This window comes from Actinomadura darangshiensis, assembly GCF_004349235.1.
In the GTDB taxonomy this organism is placed as follows: Bacteria; Actinomycetota; Actinomycetes; order Streptosporangiales; family Streptosporangiaceae; genus Spirillospora; species Spirillospora darangshiensis.
This window is the reverse complement of record NZ_SMKY01000014.1, coordinates 19152-40753: the sequence shown is the minus strand read 5'-3', so window position 1 is coordinate 40753 and position 21602 is coordinate 19152. Positions and strand designations below refer to the sequence as shown.

Genomic DNA, 21602 nt, shown 5'->3' with positions numbered 1-21602 from the left:
AAGGCCATGGGCGAAGTCGTTCGCCTGCCCGTTCAGCACGCCGACCACCCCGCCGACTCGGCGCCCGACCTCGACGCCCCGGCCGCCGCACCCGGCAACGGTGGGGCCAGTAACCCGCCGACCGACCCGCCGCGCCCCATGCCATTCGGCGACGCTGGAGACCACGACGCGGACGGGGACGACGGCGAGGCGCTTGAAGGCCGCGTGCTGGTGGACCGTCCGGACACGTTCCGTCCGGACGTGCGCGCCCGCCGGATGACCGGTGAGCGTGCACAGCGTCGTCCGATCATCGCGCCGTGGCTGCGCGATGCGAGCGAGGCCAAGGCCACCGTGCGGTGGGCGGTCGGGTACGCCGGTCACGTCACCGGCTACCACGCCGTCCGGGTCCCGCTGTACTCCCTGCGGCTGGCCGGACGCTCGCCGCGTGGCCTGTACCGAGTGGTGGCCGGTACGTGGCGGTGGACATTCGATCTGGAGTCGCGTCCGCTGCGCACACACGCCATCGACCGCCGCAATGACGAGTCGTATTTGAAGCTGATGGGCGAGCGTAACGACCGCGTCCGGTCCCGCCTGTTCATCTCTGGCGCGGGTGTGGTCGGTGCCGGGCTGGCCGCCGCGTCGGTGGCCGCCGCCGGTGGCGTCACCCAAACCGCCGTCCTGGCAGCGCTCGTGCTGCTGCTGGGGTGGATCGGCACCCCGACCGACCGCCGCATCCTCGACACCGCCGTTGTCTCGTCCAAGGCACCCAAGCTCACGTCTGAAATCGTGGTGCGGGCACTGGCCGCGCTAGGCAATGCCGAGATCAACAAGGCGGTCGGCAAGGGCGGGTCCGGGATCACCTTCCCCGCCCCGATCACCCGTGACGGCCCCGGCTGGCGCGCCGAGGTCGACCTCCCCTACGGCGTCACGGCGACCGACATCATGGAACGCCGTGACCGCCTGGCGTCCGGGCTGCGCCGGCCGCTGGGGTGCGTGTGGCCCGAACCCGCGCATCACCAGCACGCGGGGCGGTTGGTGCTGTGGGTTGGTGACCAGGACATGAACCAGGTCCGCCCGCCGGTGTGGCCGCTGGTCAAGGCCGGCACCACCGCCGACGTGTTCAAGGCGATCCCGTTCGGCACCGACCAGCGCGGACGCCCGGTCACCCTCACCCTGATGTACGCCAACATGCTCATCGGCGCTATGCCCGGCGCCGGCAAGACGTTCGCGCTCAAGGTCCCGTTGCTGGCCGCCGCCCTCGACCCGACCGCGCAGCTACGCGTGTTCGAACTCAAGGGCACCGGTGACCTGGACTTCGCCGAGAAGGTCGCCCACCACTACGGGTCCGGTCCCGACGACGTCACCATCGGCGAGTGCCTCGCCTCGCTCCGCGAGGTGTACAAGAACCTGGAACGGCGCGCGAAGACGCTGGCCGGGCTGCCCAAGGACGTCCGCCCCGAGAACAAGGTCACCCCGCAGCTTGCGGCCAGCCGAACCTACGGGCTCGGGCCGCTGGTGTTCGTGGTGGACGAGTGCCAAGAGCTGTTCTCCCACCCCGAATACGGCAAAGAGGCTGGTGAACTGGCCACCGCGATCATCAAGCGTGGCCGCGCCCTCGGCGTCATCCTCCTACTCGCCACGCAGCGGCCGGACAAGGACTCGCTCCCGACCGGCATCTCGGCGAACGTGGGCATCCGGTTCTGCCTGCGGGTCATGGGCCAGTTGGAGAACGACATGATCCTCGGCACCTCGATGTACAAGAACGGCATCCGGGCCACCACGTTTACCAAGCAGGACCGCGGCATCGGCTACCTCGCTGGCGAGGCCGACGAACCCCAGATAGCCCGTGGCTACTACCTCGACGGCCCCACTGCCGATCGCATTGCCGACCGCGCCCGCGCCGCCCGCAAGGACGCCGGCACCCTCACCGGCTACGCCATCGGCGAGGACACCACCACCCCGGGTGCCGAGGACGGTTCCTCGCTGCTGGACGACGTCGCCGCCGTGCTGCTGCCCGGCGAGGACAAGGTGTGGTCGGAGGTCATCGTGACCCGCCTTGCCGAGCTACGCCCCACCGTCTACGGCGCATGGAACGACCTCGACCCGACCGGCAAGGCCAAGCAACTGACCGCCGCCCTCAAGCCCTACGGCATCACCACCGCGCAGCTTTGGGGACAGGACGAAACCGGCAAGGGCACCAACCGCCGCGGCATCACCGCCGCACACATCCTCGACGCTCTCAACGACCGCGGCAACGTCACCCCGTGACACCCGACCGGCCCGCTAGGTCTAGCGGCCCCCACCGCTAGACCTAGCGGCCCGGCTAGCGACCCACACCCATCCCCACCTGTGATCAAGCATCTAGCGACCCCTACCTGCACCCATGCCAAAAACCGCCCCGGGAGGCACCTGTGAGCCCCCTACTCGCCACCGCTAGCCACACCGCCCACCCCACCGGCATGTGGCTCCTGCTCGCCACGCTCGCCGCCGCCGGCTACCTGCTCCACTGCGTGATCTGGCCGTATCGGGCCTGCCGTAAATGCCAGGGTGCGGGACGGTTCCGCTCCCCGTCCGGCCGCGCCTGGCGCTACTGCAACCGCTGCGGAGGCCGCGGCGCGCAACTGCGCGCTGGCCGCCGGATCTGGACCCACCTTAAGAACCTCGACCGCAACCGCCGCTGACCACTCGACCGGCCCCCGACGGCGCCGCCGACCGCCCAACAGCAAGACGGGCGGCCCGACGCACAAGCCACCAAGCACGCCGCCGGACCGCCCTACCCAACCGCTCACGTGCCCCAACGAGGACCCGCGAAATGGAGGTCCATCCATCATGACGCACAACCCGCCCGAACTCCCGCTTGTCGAGCAATGGCCGCTGCTGGCCGGACCTGACTGCCCCACGTGCCAGCGCCCCGCCGACGTGGCATGGATCGGCCCGGCCACCATGGCCGACGGCGCTGAGGTCAACGTCTGGCGCTGCCGAGCCTGCCCCGCCGACTTCTCCATCCCCACCGTCCGCTGGCCCGTCACCGACGGCCCCGACTGCCCGTACTGCCGAACCGAGGTCACCTGCTGGGCCGCGCTCGCCCCCGACGCCCTCGGCGACCTGTGGACGTGCGAGCACGGACACGAGTTCGTGCTCACGCCCGAGGGCCTGATCATCCTTCCTGAGGAGGCGTGATGGGCCGCCGCATCGTCACCGCGACCATGCTGCCCGGCATGCCCGACACCGTCGGCGGGCAGCCCGCAAAAGCCGACGTGCCGCCACCGGCGCGGACGCTGGATGAGGCCATCCAGCGCAGCCACGACATCATCGGCGAGGCCCTCGACCGGTACCCGATCATCGCGCGGCAGGCGCTGGTGTCGGGTGGCAACGACTCCACCGTCCTGGCGCACCTGGTCCGCGGCTATCTGGACTCCTCACCCGATGACGGCATGGTGCACGTCAACACCGGCATCGGGATCGAGGACACTCGCCAATACGTCCGTGACACCGCCGCCGCCTGGGGTCTGCCGCTGCGTGAGCTGCACCCCCGCGACTCCTACGAAGACCTCGTGCTCGGCAAGGTCATCGCCCGCACTGGCCCCAACGCCGGCCGGCGTCAAGTCTGGCTCGGCTTCCCTGGCCCTGCCGGACACAAGGTGATGTACCGGCGGCTCAAGGACGAGCCGTTGCAGCGCAACCGCGCCACCATCCTCGGTGGCAAGTCCGGCCGGACCCGCAAAGTGCTCTATCTCGCGGGGATGCGGTGGGGTGAGTCCGATCGCCGGTTCCGCAACGCCGAAGAGATCGACCCGCAAGGCGGCATCGTGTGGTGCTCGCCCATCGTGCACTTCACCAACGCCCAGATGACCGAGTACAAGCGCCGCTTCATGCTGCCCCGCAACGAGGTCACCGACCACCTACACATGTCCGCCGAGTGCCTGTGCGGCTCCTACGCCAAACCCGGTGAGCTGGACGAAATCGAGTTCTTCTACCCCCGCACCGCCTACCGCATCCGATCCCTGGAACAGAAGGCCGCCGACCTCGGCATCACCAACTGCAAGTGGGGACGGAAACCCGCAGGCAGCAGCACCATCAAGCCCGGTACGGTCGCCGGGCGGCTCTGCTCATCCTGCCCCGCACCGCGGGAGGGACAGACCGACCTGTTCCAGGTCTGGGCCGACCAAGGGCTGATGAGCACTGATGCCGCCCGCGCGCTTGCTGCGCAGACCGCACCGACCGTGGCCGGTCCGCCGTGCGCCAGCGGTACCCCGGACACCGGGAGGGCAGCGTGATGACGCGCCCAACCAAAAGCCCGGCGGCGGTCACCCGGACCACCGCCGAACTCCGCCGCGGCCACGCGATCTACGTCCGTGGCATCGGCACCATTCCCGTGGTCGCGGTCCTGCCGCTGCCACGTGGTCAGGCACTCATTGTGCTGGCCCGCGACGACCTCGCCGTGATCAGCACCCCGGCCGCCGAGTGGGAAGCGCTCTGCCCCGATGCGCCCGTGGAGTTCCTCGCCCGCGTCACCTTCTGCTCCACCTGCCGGGGGATGGGCCGCACATGCCGATTTTGAGCACTAACCTCGCCGCCGCGGCGCTGGCGTGCGCGGCGCGCGGCTGGCAGGTGTTCCCGCTGCGCCCCGGTGACAAGCAACCCCTGCCACGGTTCACCGACTGGGAGGCCAACGCCACCACCGACCCGGCCCGGATCCGCGCGTTCTGGAGCCGCGGCCCGGCGTTCAACGTCGCGGTTGCGTGCGGCCCGTCCGGGCTGGTGGTGGTCGACCTCGACACGCCCAAGCCCGGCGAGACCCCGCCGCCCGAGTGGGACATGCCGGGCGTCAACGAGGGCGCCGACGTGCTCGCCGTCCTCGCCGAACGGCACGGCGAGGCGTTCCCGCTCGACACCTTCACCGTGACCACCCGCCGCGGCGGCACGCACCTGTACTTCACCGCGCCGCGCGGCGCCCGGCTGCGCAACACCACCGGCCGGTACCGCACCGGTCTGGGCTGGCTCATCGACACCCGCGCCGCCGGCGGCTACGTCGTGGCGCCCGGCAGCTACGTGGACCTGCCCGACGGCGCCGGCGCCTACCGCATCGCCCACGACACCGCGCCCGCCCCGCTCCCCGCGTGGCTGGCCCACCTGCTCACCACGCCGCCCGCTCCCCTCTTGGGTGCCCCGAACGTTGCCGGGACGGTTGCCGACCTGCCCGCCTACGTCCAAGCGGCACTCAAGGGGGAAGCCGAACGGGTCACCGACGCGGTGACCGGTGGCCGAAACCACGCGCTCAACAAAGCCGCCTACAACCTCGGCCGCCTCGCCGGCGCTGGCGCTCTCGACGCCGATCTCGCCGGGTCGGTGCTGTACGAGGCCGCCGCCGTCCACTTCTGCACCGGCCCCAACGCCTTCACACCCGCCGACGCCCGCGCCACCATCCGCTCCGCGCTCGCCGCCGGCGCCCGCAACCCGCGCACCATCACCAGGGGGAACGCAGCATGACCACACCCAACCCCGCCACCTCGGACGGTCAACCGGTGGACGGTGCCGCGCTGCTCGATTCGCTGCGCGCCGCCCTCACCCGGTACGTGATCCTGCCGGGTTCGCAGGCCGCCGACGCGGTCACGCTGTGGATCGCCGCCACGCACGCGCAACCCGCCTGGCCGCACGCCCCGCGTCTGGTCATCCGTGCCCCAGAAAAGCGGTGCGGAAAATCCCGGCTGCTGGACGTGGTGGAGGCCACGTGCCACGCCCCGTTCATCACCGTGAACTCCTCCCCGGCTGCGGTCTACCGGTCCATCACCGACGACCCGCCCACCCTGCTCGTGGACGAAGCCGACACCATTTTTGGCCCGAAAGCCGAGGGCAACGAGGACTTGCGCGGGCTGCTGAACGCCGGACACCAGCGCAACCGCCCGGCCAAGCGGTACGACGCCAACGCCAACCGAGTCGAGTCCATCCCCACATTCGCCATGGCCGCACTCGCCGGAATCGGCGCCATGCCCGACACCATCGAGGACCGCGCCGTCGTCATCCGCATGCGCCGCCGCGGCCCCGGCGAAACCGTCGCCCCGTTCCGGCACCGCCGCGACCGCCCACCGCTCCGCCAACTCGCCGCCGACCTCGCCGCATGGCTGCGCGCCAACCTCGCCACTCTCGAAGCGGCCGAACCGCCCATGCCCGTCGAAGACCGCGCCGCCGACACCTGGGAACCCCTCGTCGCCGTCGCCGACCACGCCGGCGCCCATTGGCCCGACCGCGCCCGCGCCGCCGTTGTCGCCCTCACCGCCGACGCTGACGACAACGGGGAAATGTCCACCCGCCTGCGGTTGCTCACCGACTGCCGGACCGCATTCGGCACCGATACCGCCCTACCGACCGCCGTCCTACTCGACCGGCTCAAAGCCGAACCGGAAGCGCCCTGGGGCGACTACGGACCCAACGGACTCAGCGCCATGAAACTCGGCACCATCCTGCGCGAATACGAGATCCGATCCGACACCATCCGATTCCAGACCGGACAAGCCAAGGGCTACCGCCGCGCCGACTTCACCGACGCATGGGCGCGCTACTGCCCCACCGACGACACCCCGCCCGGCGACACCGGCCCGGCCACCGTCCTATCCCTGCCGGGGGTAGGCCGTACCAGCCGTACCAGCCTCAACACCGCAGGTCAGACCCAATGAGGCTTGCCCGACTGGTACGGCTCAAGCCGTACCAACGCCCGCCCCCTGGTACGGCTCAAGCCGTACCACCCGCCAAGCCGTACCGCACCTGACCAGCAAAAAAGAGGCTGGTACGGCTGGTACGGCTACCCCTCCCACCACCGCCACGCTTACACCGGCGCACAAGCCACCAAGCCCGCCGCCGGTGGAGGTCATCCCACCCACTCACGCCGCTCCGCGGAGGTGCATTCCCGCTATGGCCAAGAGGTCAAGCAAGTGGATCACGGTCCCCGAAATCCTCGAAGAACTCGACATCACACGTCGCACCTGGCAACGGTGGCGCGCCCTCGGCAAGACGCCGCCCTGCACCGTCCTGCCCAACCGGAAGCTTCGAATCCGCCGAGTCGACTTCGAGAACTGGCTTTCCAGCCTTGAAGAGAGGGCCGCGTGAACAAGAGTTACGACGTCCGGTTCTGGAACGTCACGGTAAAGAAGGGCAGGAAACGGCCCTACGCCCTTCGGTGGCGAGTGGGTGGCAAGGTCCAGACCAAGCCGTTCACTACGCAGGAACTCGCCAACAGCTACAAGTCGGAACTCATCCAAGCCGCGCGGCGCGGCGAGGCATTCGACATCGAGAGCGGGCTACCCGAGTCCATGATTCGCGCGGTCCTGTCCGTGAGCTGGTACCAGCATGCGCGGGACTACGTAGACGACCGATGGGGGAAGGTGTCCGCCAAACAACGAATATCCATCGCTGAAACGCTCACCGCCGTCACAGTCGCGCTCACGGCGAACCACAAGGGCGCGCCCGACTCGGAGACGCTGCGGAATGCGCTCCGCCGCTGGGAGTACAACAAGAACCGGCGCGATGCCGACCAACCCGCCGAGGTGGCCGCCGCGCTCAATTGGGTCCGCAAGGCATCCGTACTGCTGGCCGACCTCACCGAGTTTGAGGGCATCACGCTTGCCCTCGGCGCGTGTGCTCGAAAGCTCGACGGGACCCCGGCCGCGGCGAGCTACTACACCCGGCGCCGCCGCGTTCTCTACAACGTGCTCAAGTACGCCGTTCAGCGGAAGCGCCTTGCATCGAACCCCATCGACGGTCTCGACTGGAAGCCGACCGAAGAAGACGGCGTGTGGGAAGAAGTAGACCCGACCGTCGTCCCTTCGCCGCGCCAAATGACGGAACTCCTCACGGCGGTCAGCTACGCCGGACCTCGGCGAGGCCCTCGAATGGTCGCGTTCTTCGCGTGCATTTATTACGCGATGATGCGGCCCGGCGAGGTTGTCTCTCTGCGCGAATCCGATTGTGAGTTGCCCGCGACGGGATGGGGACGGCTGATGCTCGCCAGCTCCAAGCCATCGGTCGGAACCGAGTGGACTGATTCGGGGGAGTACCACGACGATCGTGGGCTCAAAGGGCGAAACCGTAGGGCCAAGCGGCCCGTGCCGATCCCGCCGGAACTCGTGAGGATCCTGCGGGACCACATCAACCGCTATGGGGTCGCCCCAGACGGCCGCCTGTTCCGCACGGAGCGCGGGGGAGTGCTCCTCCCGTCCGGCTACGGGCGCACGTGGCACAAGGCGCGCACGCTCGCCCTGACGCCTGCCGAGGAGGCGTCCGACCTCGCCCGGCGCCCGTATGACCTACGGCACGCAGGCGTCTCCCTACGGCTCAATGCCGGCGTCCCGCCCACCCAGGTCGCCGAGTGGGCAGGCCACAGTGTGGAGGTGCTGCTGAAGATCTACGCCAAGGTCATCGCCGGTCACGACCACGTGTGGGAGGCGCGCATAGACGACGCCCTCGGCGGCTAACGGCCTTAGCTGCCCGAGGGTGGAGGCTCCCTCGGCTCGATTCGCGACAACGAGTTGACTGTTTGCGCAAACTAGAGTACGGTCAACAGCCATCGTGTTTGTGCAAACACTGGGAGGGCTCTGGTGGATCGAGAAGTGCGCCTGCGTGTCGGGCCCCTGAAGCTTGATGGGCAGGTGCCTTTCCGGCCGAGCTACTCCTTCGATCTACCGCAGAGAGGAGGGGTCTACCTCATCTATGACCTTCGGGGGTGCCTGTACATCGGGCGGACTGACGACCTCTACGACCGCTTCGACACCCACCACGACTACAGCCACAACCCTCAACTGCGCTACGCCTTGCGGCACCCGGTCGGAGTGATCGACTTCGCCTGGATCCTCGTCGAGGGCATCGAGCAGATGGACCTTGAGCGGCGACTTATTCGCGACTTGGAGCCCCTCTGCAACGACATCCGTTACACCACGTGCAAGGAGACATGACATGGCCAACACCGTGCCCGCTATCAAGGGCAAGATGGGCTCGATCGAGTTCTACAACACCAAGCTCCGTGCCTCAGACCTCGCGGCCATCGCGCGCGCCGCCAGCAAGGGCGACGACTGGGCCAACCTCAGCATCGAGGAACGGCTGCAGCGCAAGCTCAACGAGAAGCGCGTACGGGACGAGCTGGTTCCCTACCTGGCCAACTCACCGGACCGGTTCTTCGGCTCCATCATCATCCTGGTCTACGAGCCGGCGACCTTCGCCTACGAGGACTTCGGTAAGTGGCTCAAGGACGACACTCCGGCCGCATATATGGGCGTCATCGGACAGATGGGCGTCCTGACCATCGACGGGGGCGACCTCATCGTGCTGGACGGCCAGCACCGCTGGGCGGCCCTGCGCTTGGTGGTGAACCGCAAGGACGACAAGGACAAGGACATCAACGGCGATTTCGTCAGTGCCGTCCGAGATGACGAACTCTCGGTGATCTTCGTTCCGTTCATCAACAACGAGACCACGCGTCGGATCTTCAACAAGATCAATAAGTCGGCCAAGCCGACTGGCCGCAGCGACAACATCATCACCAGCGAGGACGACGGATACGCCATCCTCACCCGGAAGCTTCTCGCAGCGGGCGAGCCGCTCGGGGTGACGGACACCGTGAAGGGCGAGCTCATCGTCAACTGGAAGAGCAACACTCTGGGGGACAGGAGCGCACAGCTCACCACGGTCAGCGCCGTCTACGAGACCGTCAAGGCCATCTGCAAGGAGTACAGCTTCCACTTCGAGGAAAGGGATCGCATCATCCGGCCCGGTGTCGAAGAGCTCGACAAGGCGTACGAGAACGTCTCCCACTGGTGGGGGCTGCTCCTGCAATACATCAGCGTCTTCAAGGAGGCGATCGACAACCCCGACAAGATCACGCAACTGCGCACCAAGGAGGCCAACAACCTTCTCGTCAAGCCGGCGACCCACATCGCCCTGGTGCGCGGTCTGCTGATCGCCGCGCGCCGCTACAGCGTGAAGGAGTCCCAGGCGGTCAAGCGCATCAACAAGATCGACTGGGATATGAGCAGCGACCTGTGGAAGAACATCCTCGTGTACGCCAGCGGCGAGCGCATCATCGCCCGCAACGAGAACTACCTCCGAGCGGCTGAGCTGATCGCCTACCTTCTGGCGGGTGCCTCCGACCGCTACCCGGCCGAGACCAGGGACCAGCTTCGCGTGACCCTGGCCTCGATGAAGGGGGAGCCGGGCTACCAGCTGCCCCCGCCAGTTGCCTGACCACCGTCCGCTAGGCGACTGGTCGGCCGGAACACAAATGGAACACGCGCCGTGGCATACGGCGTCCAGTGGTGGCATCTGATGTCACATGGCCCCTGAATGACGAGAGCCGGTTTCCGCAGGTCAAAGGCGGAAACCGGCTGATCGTTTTGGGGTGCCCCCTGCAGGATTCGAACCTGCGCACACGGCTCCGGAGGCCGTTGCTCTATCCCCTGAGCTAAGGGGGCGCGACGCGGTATGAGGTTACCAGGGTTGGCAGGGTGACGCGCACGTGGCCGTTCGCCGTGCGCCCGGGGGGTGGAGTGGGCTAACTTCGAGGCCGTGACCGAGCCACTGGGACGCGTGCTGGTCGTCGATGATGACGAGGTGATCCGCCAGCTCATCGCCGTGAACCTGCAACTGGAGGGGTTCGAGGTGTCGACCGCGGTGGACGGCCAGGACTGCCTGGAGAAGGTGGCCGAGGCGCGGCCGGACGTCATCACGCTCGACGTGATGATGCCGCGGCTGGACGGATGGGTCACGGCGGTCCGCCTGCGGGAGGACCCGGGAACCGCCCATATCCGGGTCGTGATGATCACCGCGCGGGCGCAGGAGCACGATGTGCGGCGCGGCCACGAGATCGGCGTCGACGCTTATGTCACCAAGCCCTTCGACCCCAATCAGCTGATCCAGACGGTGCGAAAACTGGCCGCGGTGTCCAGATAGTGGTCGGATAGTCTCACCAGGGTGACTCCAGGCGGTGTGGGCGACGCCCTTGTACGTGCGGTGCGGGACGCCGTGGCCGAGGGGGAGATCGACGTCCGCGTACCGGAGAGCGTCGTCGTCTACGGGCGCGGGGGCGGGGTCTTCGAGAGCCCTGTGGCGCTGAAGCTGGGGATCGATCCGGGCGTCCTGGCGCGGCGGGTCGGGGGCGTCGTCGCCGGGCCCGGGTTCGTGCGGGTCGTGGTGGCCGCCGGGGAGCTGGTCGAGGAGATTCTGGGTGATCCTCGTTACGGGGTCGCCCAGGTGCCGGCGGGCGGGTGGCGAGAGTGGCCGCGGACGTTGGACAATCCTGGGTTCTCGGTGCGGTACGCCTATGCGCGGGCCTGTTGGGTCGGGCGCTGGGCTGAGGCGTGCGGTGTCTCCAAGGGGGCTCTGGAGGCCGGCCCTCAGGAAATCGAGCTAGTGGGCTTCTTGGGGGACGTGCCGGGACGGGCGAAACAGGCGGAGCGGGAACGGGATGCCCGGCCGCTGATGTTCTGTTTGGAGAGAGTGGCCGGGGCGTACCACGAGGTGCACGAGCGGTGTCCCGCGGTGCCGCTGGGCGACGAGGAGCCCGGGGCGGTGCACGCGGGACGGGCCGGCTTGGCGGAGGCCGTCAAGGTCGTCCTCGGCAACGGGCTGAACATGATCGGTGAGACCCCTAGAGAGCGGATATGAGTCGAGTACACCCTGCTGGGCCGCGGCACGCCGACGTCCTGCCGGAGGACCATCCGGCCGGGCCGGCGGACGACCTGAACGCGCTGGCGCCCGAGGTCTGGCCGCGGAGCGCCAAGCGGGAGGACGGTGTCCTGACGGTCGGCGGCGTCGATGTCAGGGATCTGGCGCAGGAGTACGGGACGCCTCTGTACGTCTACGACGAGGAGGACGTGCGGAGCCGGGCCCGGGAGTATGCCGCGGCGTTCCACGACGGGGACGTCCACTATGCGGGCAAGGCGTTCCTGTGCACGGCGGTCGCCCGGTGGCTGGACGAGGAGGGCCTCGGGCTCGATGTGTGCAGCGGCGGCGAGCTCGCCGTGGCGCTGGCGGCGGGCTTCCCCACGGAGCGCATCACACTGCACGGGAGCAACAAGGCGTCCTGGGAGCTGGAGAAGGCGCTGGAGGCCGGGGTCGGGCGAATCGTGCTGGATTCGTTCGAGGAGATCGCGCGGGTGGCGTACCTCGCCCAGGAGATGGGGGCCGCGCCCAAGGTGATGGTGCGCGTCACCACGGGGGTCGAGGCGCACACCCACGAGTTCATCGCGACCGCTCACGACGACCAGAAGTTCGGGTTCTCCAGGAGTTCCGGGGCCGCCCTGGAGGCGGTCCGGAGGGTACTGGAGCTCAAGCAGCTCCGGCTGGTCGGGCTGCACAGCCACATCGGGTCCCAGATCTTCGACGTGGACGGGTTCGAGGTCGCCGCGCACCGGCTGGCCGAGCTGCTGGTCGCCATCCGGGACGAGCACGGGATCGAGCTTCCGGAGCTGGACCTCGGCGGCGGCTACGGCATCGCCTACGTGCCGGGGGAGGAGCCGCACGACCCGAAGTCGATGGCGGACGGGCTCCGGGACATCGTCGCGCGCGAGTGCAGGGCCTACGGCCTGGCCATGCCGCGGCTGACGGTGGAGCCGGGACGGGCGATCATCGGTCCCGGCGGCGTCACACTGTACGAGGTCGGGACGGTGAAGGACGTCGAGGGCCTGCGCACGTACGTCTCCGTGGACGGCGGCATGAGCGACAACCTGCGGACGGCGCTGTACGGCGCCGAGTACACCGGGGCGCTGGCGAGCCGGTCGTCCGGCGCACCGCCCATGCTCAGTAGGCTTGTCGGCAAGCACTGCGAAAGCGGGGACATCGTCGTGCGCGACCTGTGGTTCCCCGAAGATCTTGCGGCGGGGGACCTGGTCGCGGTCGCCGCGACCGGTGCGTACTGTCGGTCGATGGCCAGCAACTACAACCATGTCCCGAAGCCGGCGGTGGTGGCGGTGCGGGACGGCAGGTCGCGCGTGATCGTCCGCCGGGAGAGCGCGGCGGACCTGCTGCGGCTCGATGCGGAGGTCGAAGCGTGAAACCCGGACTGCGCGTGGCGCTGCTCGGTTGCGGCGTGGTCGGCACGGAGGTCGTCCGGCTGCTGAACGAGCAGGCCGACGACCTGGCCGCGCGCGTCGGGGCCCCGCTGGAGCTGGCCGGGATCGCGGTGCGCAGGCCCGACAAGGTGCGCGCGGGCGTCGCCCCCGAGCTGCTGACCACGGACGCGCAGGCACTGGTGACCAGGGACGACGTCGACATCGTCATCGAGGTGATCGGCGGCATCGAGCCGGCCAGGACGCTGATGCTGGCGGCGATGAAGGCCGGCAAGTCGGTCATCACCGCGAACAAGGCGCTGCTGGCCGAGGACGGCGCCACGCTGTTCGCGGCGGCGCGGGAGTGCGGCGCCGACCTGTACTACGAGGCGTCGGTGGCGGGCGCGATCCCGCTGCTGCGGCCGCTGCGGGAGTCGCTGGTCGGCGACCACGTGCACCGGGTGCTCGGCATAGTGAACGGCACCACGAACTACATCCTCGACCAGATGGACGCGCACGGCGCCGGTTTCAACGACGCGCTGGAAGAGGCGCAGGCCCTCGGCTACGCGGAGGCCGACCCGACGGCCGATGTGGAGGGGTTCGACGCGGCGGCCAAGGCGGCGATCCTGGCGCAGCTCGCCTTCCACACCCCGGTGACGGCCGCGGACGTCCATCGCGAGGGCATCACCGAGGTGAGCGCCGCCGATGTGGCGGGCGCACAGGGGATGAATTGCGTCGTCAAACTCCTGGCCATCTGCGAGCGGGTCCCATCCGAGGGTGGACGAAACGGCCGCGGCGTGTCCGTTCGCGTGTATCCGGCGATGATTCCCAGGTCGCACCCACTGGCGAGTGTCCGCGAGGCTTATAACGCGGTGTTCGTGGAGGCGGAGTCGGCGGGTTCGCTGATGTTCTATGGCGCGGGGGCCGGTGGCGCTCCGACGGCGTCCGCCATTCTGGGGGACCTGGTCGCGGTGGCGCGGAATGTGGCCGGCGGTTCACCCGGGCCTGTGGAAGTGACGTACGCGAAGCTTCCCGTGCTTCCCATGGGCGAGACGGTGACGCGCTACTACATCCAGGTGGACGTGACCGACGAGGCAGGCGTCCTCGCCACGGTCGCCGAGGAGTTCGCCAGGCACGGGGTGTCGATCCAGGCGGTCCGGCAGGTCGGCACGGGTGCCGAGGCGCAACTCGTCGTCGTGACGCACCGCGCGCCCGACGCGGCGCTGTCGTCGACGGTGGAGGGCCTGCGCGGTCTCGAGATCGTCCGCGAGGTGGCGAGCGTCATGCGCGTCGAGGGCGACGACTGAGGGACGCCCGTCCCCGCCGGAACGCACCCCGCTAGAATTCGGACGAATAGGTCCGGGGCAATAACGCAGGTCATCCGAGGAGACCGACTGTGAACGCGAACGCCCGCGCGTGGCGTGGCCTGATCGAGGAGTACCGCGAGCGGCTTCCGGTGACGGACGCGACGCCCGTCGTCACGCTGCTGGAGGGCGGCACGCCGCTGCTTCCGGCGGGCCGGCTGTCGCAGCTGACCGGCTGCGAGGTCTTCCTCAAGGTCGAGGGCGCCAACCCGACCGGTTCGTTCAAGGACCGCGGCATGACGATGGCGATCAGCAAGGCCGCGGAGGACGGCGCCAAGGCGGTCATCTGCGCCTCCACCGGCAACACCTCGGCGTCCGCCGCCGCGTACGCGGTGCGGGCCGGGATGACGTGCGCGGTCCTCGTCCCCAACGGCAAGATCGCGATGGGGAAGCTGGCGCAGGCGCTGGTGCACGGCGCCCGGCTCCTCCAGGTGGACGGCAACTTCGACGACTGCCTGGAGCTGGCCCGGAAACTGTCCGTCGACTACCCGGTGGCGCTGGTCAACTCGGTCAACAAGTACCGGCTGCTGGGCCAGAAGACGGCGGCGTTCGAGATCGTGGACACGCTGGGCGACGCCCCCGACGTCCACTGCCTGCCCGTCGGGAACGCCGGCAACATCTCCGCCTACTGGATGGGCTACAAGGAGTACGCCGCCGACAGGACGGCGTCCCGGACCCCGCGCATGCTCGGCTTCCAGGCGAGCGGCGCGGCGCCGTTCGTGAAGGGCGAGCCCGTCCTGAAGCCGCAGACCATCGCCACCGCGATCCGGATCGGCAACCCCGCCTCCTGGGACCTGGCCGTCGCCGCGCGGGACGAGTCCGGCGGCGCCATCGACTCGGTCACCGACCGGCAGATCCTCGCCGCCTACAGGCTCCTCGCCAGGGAGGAGGGCGTCTTCGTGGAGCCCGCTTCCGCAGCGAGCGTCGCGGGTCTTCTGCAGGCGAGCGAGCAGGGCGCGGTCGCGTCCGGCTCCACGGTGGTCTGCACGCTCACGGGCAACGGCCTCAAGGACCCCGACTGGGCCATCTCCGGCGCACCCGCGCCCACCGTCATCAAGGTGGACGCGCACTCCGCCGCATCCGAGCTCGGCCTCACCTGAGTGGGCTGGACGGAAGGCCCGGTGCTGGTGCGGACGCCCGCGACCAGCGCCAACCTGGGCCCCGGCTTCGACTCCCTCGGCCTCGCGCTGACGCTGTACGACGACGTCGAGGTGGAACTGACCGGTGCCGGCCTGGCCATCGAGGTGGACGGCGAGGGCGCCGAGGTCGCCGACCGCGGCGACCGGCACCTCATCGTCAAGGTGCTGCGCCGGACGTTCGACGTCCTCGACGACCTGGCCGGAACCGGTCCCGCCCGCCCGGCCGGGCTGCGGCTGCGGTGCCGCAACCGGATCCCGCACAGCCGCGGCCTCGGCTCGTCGTCCGCCGCGATCGTCGCCGGGATCGTCGCGGCCCGCGCGCTGCACCCCGCCGGAAGCCTCCTCGGCGAGGAGGCGGCGCTGCGTCTCGCCACCGACATCGAAGGCCACCCCGACAACGTGGCGCCCTGTCTCGCCGGCGGCCTCACCGTCGCCTGGACGACGTGGGACGGGCCGAAGTCGGTGCGGCTGGAATCCAAGGTCACGCAGGTCGTGGCGCTCGTCCCCGAGCAGCGGCTCGCGACCGAGCGCGCGCGCGGGCTGCTGCCGGAGACCGTCCCGCACGGGGACGCCGCCGCGAACGCCGGCCGTGCCGCGCTGCTCGTCGCGGCGCTCACCGGCGGCCTGGACGCCGGCGTCCTGCTGGACGCGACCGAGGACCGGCTCCACCAGGACTACCGCGCGCCCGCCATGCCCGAGTCCGCGGCACTGGTCGGGAGGCTGCGGGACGCGGGCGTCCCGGCGGTGATCTCCGGTGCCGGGCCGGCTGTCCTGGCCTTCACAACCGCGTCACGACTTGATTCGATGGGCCGCGAAGTGGGTAATGGGTGGCACGAGCACCCGTTGGACGTCGCGACCCGCGGCGCACGCGTCATGACCGGGGAACCCGAGATCCGGGGCTGACCGCCGCGCCGGGGGCGGGGCCGCCGCGTCGCACCGGCCGGTGCGGGCCCCGGCCCGATCCCGTTCGGCAACGATCCCGCTAGGTAAAATGCGAAGACATCGACCTCTGGGGAATAGCAGTGTGCCCTGGTGATGTTAGGCTGAATGCCGCACCAGATGCCCCGTTCGGGGCAGCGTGCTCGTCAGCCGCGCGTCGTCTGTCCGGCCCTCCGGTCGTATCGGTCCCGCGTACCAGGCTCCCCGACACCGTGACATCCCGTTGTCAGGCATTCCAGCGAAACTTCGGACCTAACGGTGCAGGGGACACGCACGAGCGGAACGTCCCGTCCACCATCTGGCTGTGCCCAGAACACGCAGATCCCGGTTCCATCGTGATCAGCGGAGCCCGTCCCGGCGCCCCCGCCGGGCCGCACCACCGGGTCTGGCCGAACGCCGGCCAACGCCCGCTCCCTGGGAAGGACCCTTAGTGAGCGAATCCAGCGAACTCCTTACGGACGCAACCAGCACGGGACCCGCCGACGCCGGCGCGGAGCCCGCCACCCCCCGGCGCCGCCGCGCGGGCACCGGCCTGTCGGCCATGGTGCTGCCCGAGCTCAAGGCGCTCGCGTCCAGCCTCGGCATCACCGGCACGACCGGGATGCGCAAGAGCCAGCTCATCGCCGCCATCCAGGAGAAGCAGGGCGGCCAGGGGCAGGGCTCGGCGGGGGGCGAGCAGGGAGCCGCTGCGCCGGAGAAGGCCGAGCGGCCGCGGCGGAGCCGCACCGCGGCGGCCAAGCGCGAGGCGTCCGACGAGCAGGTCGCCATCGAGGACGCCGCGCCGGCCACCGCGTCCGCCGGGCCGGTCACCGCGCCGGCCGAGGGGCAGTCCGGCAAGCCGGAGCAGGCCGAGAAGGCCGACAAGGGCGAGCAGGCCGAGTGGCAGTCCGACCGGGGCGAGCGCTCCGAGCGGCAGGGCGGCGGCCGCCAGCGCAGTGACCGGCAGGGCCGCGACCAGGGACGTGACCAGGGCCGGGAGCAGAACACCGAGGACGGCGAGTCCCAGGGCGGACGCGACGGCAACCGCGACGGGCGCGAGGGCCGGGACGGCAACTCGGGCGGCGGCGGGCGGCAGCGCCAGCGCGGCGGCCGCGACCGCAACGACAACCGCGACCGCAACGACAACCGTGACCGGGGCGACCGCGACAGGGGCGACCGCGACCAGGGCGGCGGTGGCCGCCAGCGCGGTCAGAACCAGGGCGGCGGCGGCCAGCACGACGATGACGACGGCGGCGGCCGGGGCCGGCGCGGGCGCCGGTTCCGCGAGCGCAACCGGGGGCGCGGCGGAGGCCGTGAGCGCTACGAGGAGCCGGTGATCACCGAGGACGACGTCCTCATCCCGGTCGCGGGCATCCTCGACATCCTCGACAACTACGCGTTCGTCCGGACGACCGGCTACCTGCCCGGCCCGAACGACGTGTACGTGTCGCTCGCGCAGGTCCGCAAGAACGGGCTCCGCAAGGGCGACGTCATCACCGGGGCCGTCCGGCAGGCGCGCGAGGGCGAGCGGCGCGAGAAGTTCAACGCGCTGGTCCGCCTCGACACCGTCAACGGGGTGGAGCCCGACCAGGCCAAGGGCCGCGTCGACTTCACCAAGCTGACCCCGCTGTACCCGCAGGAGCGGCTGCGGCTGGAGTCCGACCCGGGCATCCTGACGACCCGGATCATCGACCTGGTGTCGCCGATCGGCAAGGGCCAGCGCGGCCTGATCGTGTCGCCGCCGAAGGCCGGCAAGACGATGGTGCTCCAGGCGATCGCCAACGCGATCACCAAGAACAACCCGGAGTGCCACCTGATGGTCGTCCTCGTGGACGAGCGTCCCGAGGAAGTCACCGACATGCAGCGGACGGTGAAGGGCGAGGTCATCCACTCGACCTTCGACCGTCCCGCCGAGGACCACACGACGGTCGCCGAGCTGGCGATCGAACGCGCCAAGCGGCTCGTCGAGCTGGGCCACGACGTCGTCGTGCTGCTCGACTCGATCACCCGCCTGGGCCGGGCCTACAACCTGGCGGCGCCCGCGTCCGGCCGGATCCTGTCCGGTGGTGTCGACTCGACGGCGCTGTACCCGCCCAAGCGGTTCTTCGGCGCCGCCCGCAACATCGAGAACGGCGGCTCGCTGACGATCCTCGCCACCGCGCTGGTGGAGACCGGGTCCCGCATGGACGAGGTCATCTTCGAGGAGTTCAAGGGCACCGGCAACATGGAGCTGAAGCTCAACCGGAGCCTGGCCGACAAGCGGATCTTCCCGGCGGTGGACGTCGACCAGTCGTCCACCCGCAAGGAGGAGATCCTCATGGCGCCGGAGGAGCTGCGGGTCGTCTGGCAGCTGCGCCGGGTGCTGCACGCGCTCGACACGCAGCAGGCGCTGGAGCTCCTCATCGAGAAGATGAAGGAGACCAAGTCCAACGCCGAGTTCCTGCTCCAGGTCCAGAAGACGACCGTCTCCGACGACCGCTGAGAGCGACCGCGCACGCCCCCGTCCGGACACCGGGCGGGGGCGTCGCCGTCTCGCGGGAAGGATGGTGGGGTTAGCCCCACCCCCGATCGGGCGGCGGACTTCATGGTCGGTCGGGCTCCGGCCCGGCACGCTTGGACCGTAGGTTGGAACGGGCACGGAGGGACGACGTGGGCGAGCTGAGCAAAGACCCGGGGATGGGCGGCGCCGCCATCGGATGGGCGGCGGCACGATGGGCCGCGGCGACGCGCGCCAGCGGGGACACGGCGTCCGTCATGACCGGATCCTGGCATCCGCTCGCGATGCTGAAGTCGTCGCTGACCTGGCGGTCGGCGCTGTACCTGGGCGTCAGCATGGCGTTCGGGCTCGGCTGGTTCGTAGTCCTCGTCGTCGGGCTGGCCCTGTCCGCCGGGCTGCTGATCATCTGGGTGGGCCTCCCGCTGCTGGTGCTGCTGATGATCGCCTGGCGGTTCGGCGCGATGCTGGAGCGGCAGCTCGTCCGGGCGGCCTTCGGCGTCCGGGTGCCGAACCCGTACCGGACGCCGCCGCAGGGACGCAACCCGTTCGCCCGGCTCAAGGGCATGGCCGGCGACCCGGCCACCTGGAAGGACCTCGGCTACCTCGCCGTCTTCTTCCCCGTCACGCTGGTCGAGTTCGTCGTGTCGGTGACGGCCTGGGGCGCGGCGGGCTCGCTGGTGTTCCTGCCGGCGGTCGTGGCGGTGAACGGCGGCGCCGAGGTCAACGCCGGGTACGTCTCGTACTGGGCGGGCAACCCGGTGGAGGCGCTGCCGATCTCGCTCATCGGCCTGGTGTTCGCCGTCATCGCGATGTACGTGACGCGCGCCATGGCGATCGGGCACTCCGCGTGGGCCGCGCTGATGCTCGGCCCGAGCCCCGCGCAGACGGAGAACGCCGCGCTGCGCAAGCGGACGGAGCACCTCCAGGCCAGCCGCGCCCGCGGCGTGGACGCGGCCGAGTTCGAGCGGCGCCGCATCGAGCGCGACCTGCACGACGGCGCGCAGCAGCGGCTGCTGGCCGTCGCGATGGACATCGGGCGCGCCCGCGCCAAGCTGAACGACGACCCCGAGGGCGCGCGGGCGCTCATCGAGCAGGCCCACTCGGGCACCAAGGAGGCGATCTCCGAGCTGCGCGACCTGGCCCGCGGCATCTACCCGGCGATCCTCACCGACCGGGGCCTGGACCCGGCGCTGTCCGGGCTCGCCGGGCGCGCCCCCGTGCCCGTCGAGGTGAGCGTCGACCTGCCGGAGCGGCCGCCCGCGGCGGTCGAGAGCATCGCCTACTTCATCGTGGCCGAGTCGCTGGCGAACATCGCCAAGTACGCCCGCGCGACCAGCGCGTCCGTCCGGGTCGTCCGGGAGGACCGCTGGGTGGTCGTCGAGGTGATCGACAACGGGATGGGCGGCGCGGTGGCGCGGCCGGACGGCGGCCTGTCCGGGCTGGCCGACCGGGCGGCGACGATCGACGGCATGCTCATCGTGGACAGCCCGGCCGGCGGTCCCACGATCATCCGCGCCGATCTTCCCTGCAGCTGGTGATCGCGGCCGCGGCAGCCCCGATAATGGCTGGATGCGGGTAGTGATCGCCGAGGACTCGGTGCTGTTGCGGGAAGGGCTCGTCCGGCTGCTCGGCGACGCCGGGATCGAGACGGTGGCGACCGTGGGGGACGGGCCCGGCCTGCTCCCCGTCGTCGACGAGCACGTCCCCGACCTCGCCATCGTGGACGTCCGGATGCCGCCGTCGTTCACCGACGAGGGGCTGCGCGCGGCCCTCGCGGTGCGCGAGCGCCGTCCCGGCACGCCGATCCTCGTCCTGTCCCAGTACGTGGAGGAGCGGTACGCGACGGACCTGCTCGGCGGCGGCGCGGAGGGCGTCGGCTACCTGCTGAAGGAGCGGGTGTCTGACGTCGCGGAGTTCATCGACGCGGTCCGCCGCATCGCCGCCGGCGGGACGGTCATCGACCCGGAGGTGATCGGCCAGCTGCTCGGCCGGCGCCGCAGCGGCGACCCGCTGGAGGCGCTCACCCCGCGGGAGCGCGAGGTGCTCGGGCTGATGGCGCAGGGACGGTCGAACGGCGCCATCGCCGGGGACCTCGTCGTCACCGAGGGCGCCGTGGAGAAGCACATCTCGAACATCTTCCTGAAGCTGGACCTGCAGCCCGCGCAGGGCGGCCACCGCCGCGTCATGGCGGTCCTCGCCTACCTGGGCCGCGCCGGCAGCTGATCGGGCCGGCGGCTGATCGGGAATGCCCGGCGACCTCGCCACGTTCTCGTATCTGGCACACTTGAGGTGCAACCGCTGCGGTACCGGTTCACGCCCCATCACATCCTCCATGGTTTCGCCATGCGAGATCGAGGGGCGCCCGGCGACCGCCCGAGGCGAGGAGAACCCATGAAGCCCGAGATTCACCCGAACTACGTCGTCACGACCGTGACGTGCACGTGCGGCAACACCTTCGAGACCCGCAGCACCGCCGAGAACGGCGTGATCCACGCGGACGTCTGCTCGAACTGCCACCCGTTCTACACGGGCAAGCAGAAGATCCTCGACACCGGTGGCCGGGTGGCGCGCTTCGAGCAGCGCTTCGGCAAGAAGAAGGCCGGCAAGTAGGGCGACCGCCGCACGACAGATACCAAGGGACGGCCCGGGGACACTCGACGGTCCCCGGGCCTTC

General features: G+C 70.2%; 21 protein-coding genes and 1 tRNA gene. 21 read left to right on the top strand and 1 reads right to left on the bottom strand.

Annotated elements, in window-relative coordinates:
- Positions 1 to 6: 6 nt before the first annotated feature.
- The 11 genes from E1293_RS05435 to E1293_RS05385 all read left to right on the top strand — a co-directional run bounded on the left by E1293_RS05435 (position 7) and on the right by E1293_RS05385 (position 10209).
- Complete coding sequence (locus E1293_RS05435) at positions 7 to 2247, top strand: P-loop NTPase family protein (RefSeq protein ID WP_243716037.1); 2241 nt, start codon at positions 7 to 9, stop codon at positions 2245 to 2247.
- A 143-nt stretch (positions 2248 to 2390) separates the two neighbouring features.
- Entirely contained in the window at positions 2391 to 2660 is a 270-nt protein-coding gene (locus tag E1293_RS05430; protein ID WP_243716036.1) for a hypothetical protein, read from the top strand.
- A gap of 148 nt (positions 2661 to 2808) precedes the next feature.
- The gene (locus E1293_RS05425) at positions 2809 to 3159 is read left to right on the top strand and encodes a hypothetical protein (RefSeq protein WP_132194437.1); all 351 of its coding nucleotides are present in this window, start codon (positions 2809 to 2811) and stop codon (positions 3157 to 3159) included.
- Positions 3159 to 4256 (top strand): phosphoadenosine phosphosulfate reductase family protein, encoded by a 1098-nt coding sequence (locus E1293_RS05420; RefSeq protein WP_132194435.1) that lies wholly within the window; start codon positions 3159 to 3161, stop codon positions 4254 to 4256. The genes E1293_RS05425 and E1293_RS05420 overlap by 1 nt, the downstream gene beginning before the upstream one ends.
- Positions 4253 to 4540, top strand: coding sequence for a hypothetical protein (locus E1293_RS05415; protein WP_132194433.1), 288 nt, complete (start codon positions 4253 to 4255; stop codon positions 4538 to 4540). Before E1293_RS05420 ends, E1293_RS05415 begins: the two co-directional genes overlap by 4 nt.
- Positions 4528 to 5469 (top strand): bifunctional DNA primase/polymerase, encoded by a 942-nt coding sequence (locus E1293_RS05410; RefSeq protein ID WP_132194431.1) that lies wholly within the window; start codon positions 4528 to 4530, stop codon positions 5467 to 5469. The genes E1293_RS05415 and E1293_RS05410 overlap by 13 nt, the downstream gene beginning before the upstream one ends.
- On the top strand, positions 5466 to 6653 hold the full coding sequence (locus tag E1293_RS05405) for a DUF3631 domain-containing protein (protein ID WP_132194429.1): 1188 nt from the start codon (positions 5466 to 5468) through the stop codon (positions 6651 to 6653). Before E1293_RS05410 ends, E1293_RS05405 begins: the two co-directional genes overlap by 4 nt.
- Before the next feature lie 235 nt (positions 6654 to 6888).
- Positions 6889 to 7083 (top strand): helix-turn-helix transcriptional regulator, encoded by a 195-nt coding sequence (locus E1293_RS05400; protein WP_132046071.1) that lies wholly within the window; start codon positions 6889 to 6891, stop codon positions 7081 to 7083.
- The gene (locus E1293_RS05395) at positions 7080 to 8447 is read left to right on the top strand and encodes a tyrosine-type recombinase/integrase (RefSeq protein ID WP_132194427.1); all 1368 of its coding nucleotides are present in this window, start codon (positions 7080 to 7082) and stop codon (positions 8445 to 8447) included. Before E1293_RS05400 ends, E1293_RS05395 begins: the two co-directional genes overlap by 4 nt.
- Positions 8448 to 8570: 123 nt before the next feature.
- A complete protein-coding gene (locus E1293_RS05390) occupies positions 8571 to 8924 on the top strand; it encodes a GIY-YIG nuclease family protein (RefSeq protein WP_165978086.1) in 354 nt (117 codons plus the stop codon).
- A 1-nt stretch (position 8925) separates the two neighbouring features.
- A complete protein-coding gene (locus tag E1293_RS05385; RefSeq protein WP_132194423.1) occupies positions 8926 to 10209 on the top strand; it encodes a DGQHR domain-containing protein in 1284 nt (427 codons plus the stop codon).
- 155 nt (positions 10210 to 10364) lie between these two features.
- Here the strand turns inward: E1293_RS05385 and E1293_RS05380 are convergent.
- A tRNA-Arg gene (locus E1293_RS05380) sits at positions 10365 to 10436 on the bottom strand.
- A 115-nt stretch (positions 10437 to 10551) separates the two neighbouring features.
- Here E1293_RS05380 and E1293_RS05375 point away from each other — a divergent pair.
- The 10 genes from E1293_RS05375 to rpmE all read left to right on the top strand — a co-directional run bounded on the left by E1293_RS05375 (position 10552) and on the right by rpmE (position 21538).
- The gene (locus E1293_RS05375; protein WP_132194489.1) at positions 10552 to 10914 is read left to right on the top strand and encodes a response regulator transcription factor; all 363 of its coding nucleotides are present in this window, start codon (positions 10552 to 10554) and stop codon (positions 10912 to 10914) included.
- Between the two features lie 21 nt (positions 10915 to 10935).
- Entirely contained in the window at positions 10936 to 11628 is a 693-nt protein-coding gene (locus E1293_RS05370; protein ID WP_132194421.1) for a DALR anticodon-binding domain-containing protein, read from the top strand.
- Positions 11625 to 13016 (top strand): diaminopimelate decarboxylase, encoded by a 1392-nt coding sequence (gene lysA, locus E1293_RS05365; RefSeq protein ID WP_132194419.1) that lies wholly within the window; start codon positions 11625 to 11627, stop codon positions 13014 to 13016. The genes E1293_RS05370 and lysA overlap by 4 nt, the downstream gene beginning before the upstream one ends.
- Positions 13013 to 14317, top strand: a complete 1305-nt coding sequence (locus tag E1293_RS05360; RefSeq protein WP_243716035.1) for a homoserine dehydrogenase — start codon at positions 13013 to 13015, stop codon at positions 14315 to 14317. Before lysA ends, E1293_RS05360 begins: the two co-directional genes overlap by 4 nt.
- Before the next feature lie 89 nt (positions 14318 to 14406).
- The gene (thrC, locus tag E1293_RS05355; RefSeq protein WP_132194417.1) at positions 14407 to 15474 is read left to right on the top strand and encodes a threonine synthase; all 1068 of its coding nucleotides are present in this window, start codon (positions 14407 to 14409) and stop codon (positions 15472 to 15474) included.
- On the top strand, positions 15475 to 16416 hold the full coding sequence (gene thrB / locus E1293_RS05350; protein WP_132194415.1) for a homoserine kinase: 942 nt from the start codon (positions 15475 to 15477) through the stop codon (positions 16414 to 16416).
- Between the two features lie 466 nt (positions 16417 to 16882).
- Complete coding sequence (rho, locus tag E1293_RS05345; protein ID WP_132194413.1) at positions 16883 to 18913, top strand: transcription termination factor Rho; 2031 nt, start codon at positions 16883 to 16885, stop codon at positions 18911 to 18913.
- A 167-nt stretch (positions 18914 to 19080) separates the two neighbouring features.
- Complete coding sequence (locus E1293_RS05340) at positions 19081 to 20466, top strand: sensor histidine kinase (protein WP_243716034.1); 1386 nt, start codon at positions 19081 to 19083, stop codon at positions 20464 to 20466.
- Between the two features lie 31 nt (positions 20467 to 20497).
- Positions 20498 to 21151 carry a response regulator transcription factor gene (locus E1293_RS05335; RefSeq protein ID WP_132194411.1) on the top strand — a complete coding sequence of 218 codons (654 nt, stop codon included), beginning with the start codon at positions 20498 to 20500 and terminating at the stop codon, positions 21149 to 21151.
- Between the two features lie 168 nt (positions 21152 to 21319).
- Positions 21320 to 21538 carry a 50S ribosomal protein L31 gene (gene rpmE / locus E1293_RS05330; protein ID WP_131739562.1) on the top strand — a complete coding sequence of 73 codons (219 nt, stop codon included), beginning with the start codon at positions 21320 to 21322 and terminating at the stop codon, positions 21536 to 21538.
- Positions 21539 to 21602: the final 64 nt, after the last annotated feature.

Bases quoted from the DNA above. Each gene is read 5' to 3' on its own strand.
- E1293_RS05435 (WP_243716037.1), top strand. From the start codon at position 7: ATGGGCGAAGTCGTTCGCCTGCCCGTTCAGCACGCCGACCACCCCGCC.
- E1293_RS05425 (WP_132194437.1), top strand. From the start codon at position 2,809: ATGACGCACAACCCGCCCGAACTCCCGCTTGTCGAGCAATGGCCGCTG.
- E1293_RS05420 (WP_132194435.1), top strand. From the start codon at position 3,159: ATGGGCCGCCGCATCGTCACCGCGACCATGCTGCCCGGCATGCCCGAC.
- E1293_RS05410 (WP_132194431.1), top strand. From the start codon at position 4,528: ATGCCGATTTTGAGCACTAACCTCGCCGCCGCGGCGCTGGCGTGCGCG.
- E1293_RS05405 (WP_132194429.1), top strand. From the start codon at position 5,466: ATGACCACACCCAACCCCGCCACCTCGGACGGTCAACCGGTGGACGGT.
- E1293_RS05400 (WP_132046071.1), top strand. From the start codon at position 6,889: ATGGCCAAGAGGTCAAGCAAGTGGATCACGGTCCCCGAAATCCTCGAA.
- E1293_RS05385 (WP_132194423.1), top strand. From the start codon at position 8,926: ATGGCCAACACCGTGCCCGCTATCAAGGGCAAGATGGGCTCGATCGAG.
- lysA (WP_132194419.1), top strand. From the start codon at position 11,625: ATGAGTCGAGTACACCCTGCTGGGCCGCGGCACGCCGACGTCCTGCCG.
- E1293_RS05335 (WP_132194411.1), top strand. From the start codon at position 20,498: ATGCGGGTAGTGATCGCCGAGGACTCGGTGCTGTTGCGGGAAGGGCTC.
- rpmE (WP_131739562.1), top strand. From the start codon at position 21,320: ATGAAGCCCGAGATTCACCCGAACTACGTCGTCACGACCGTGACGTGC.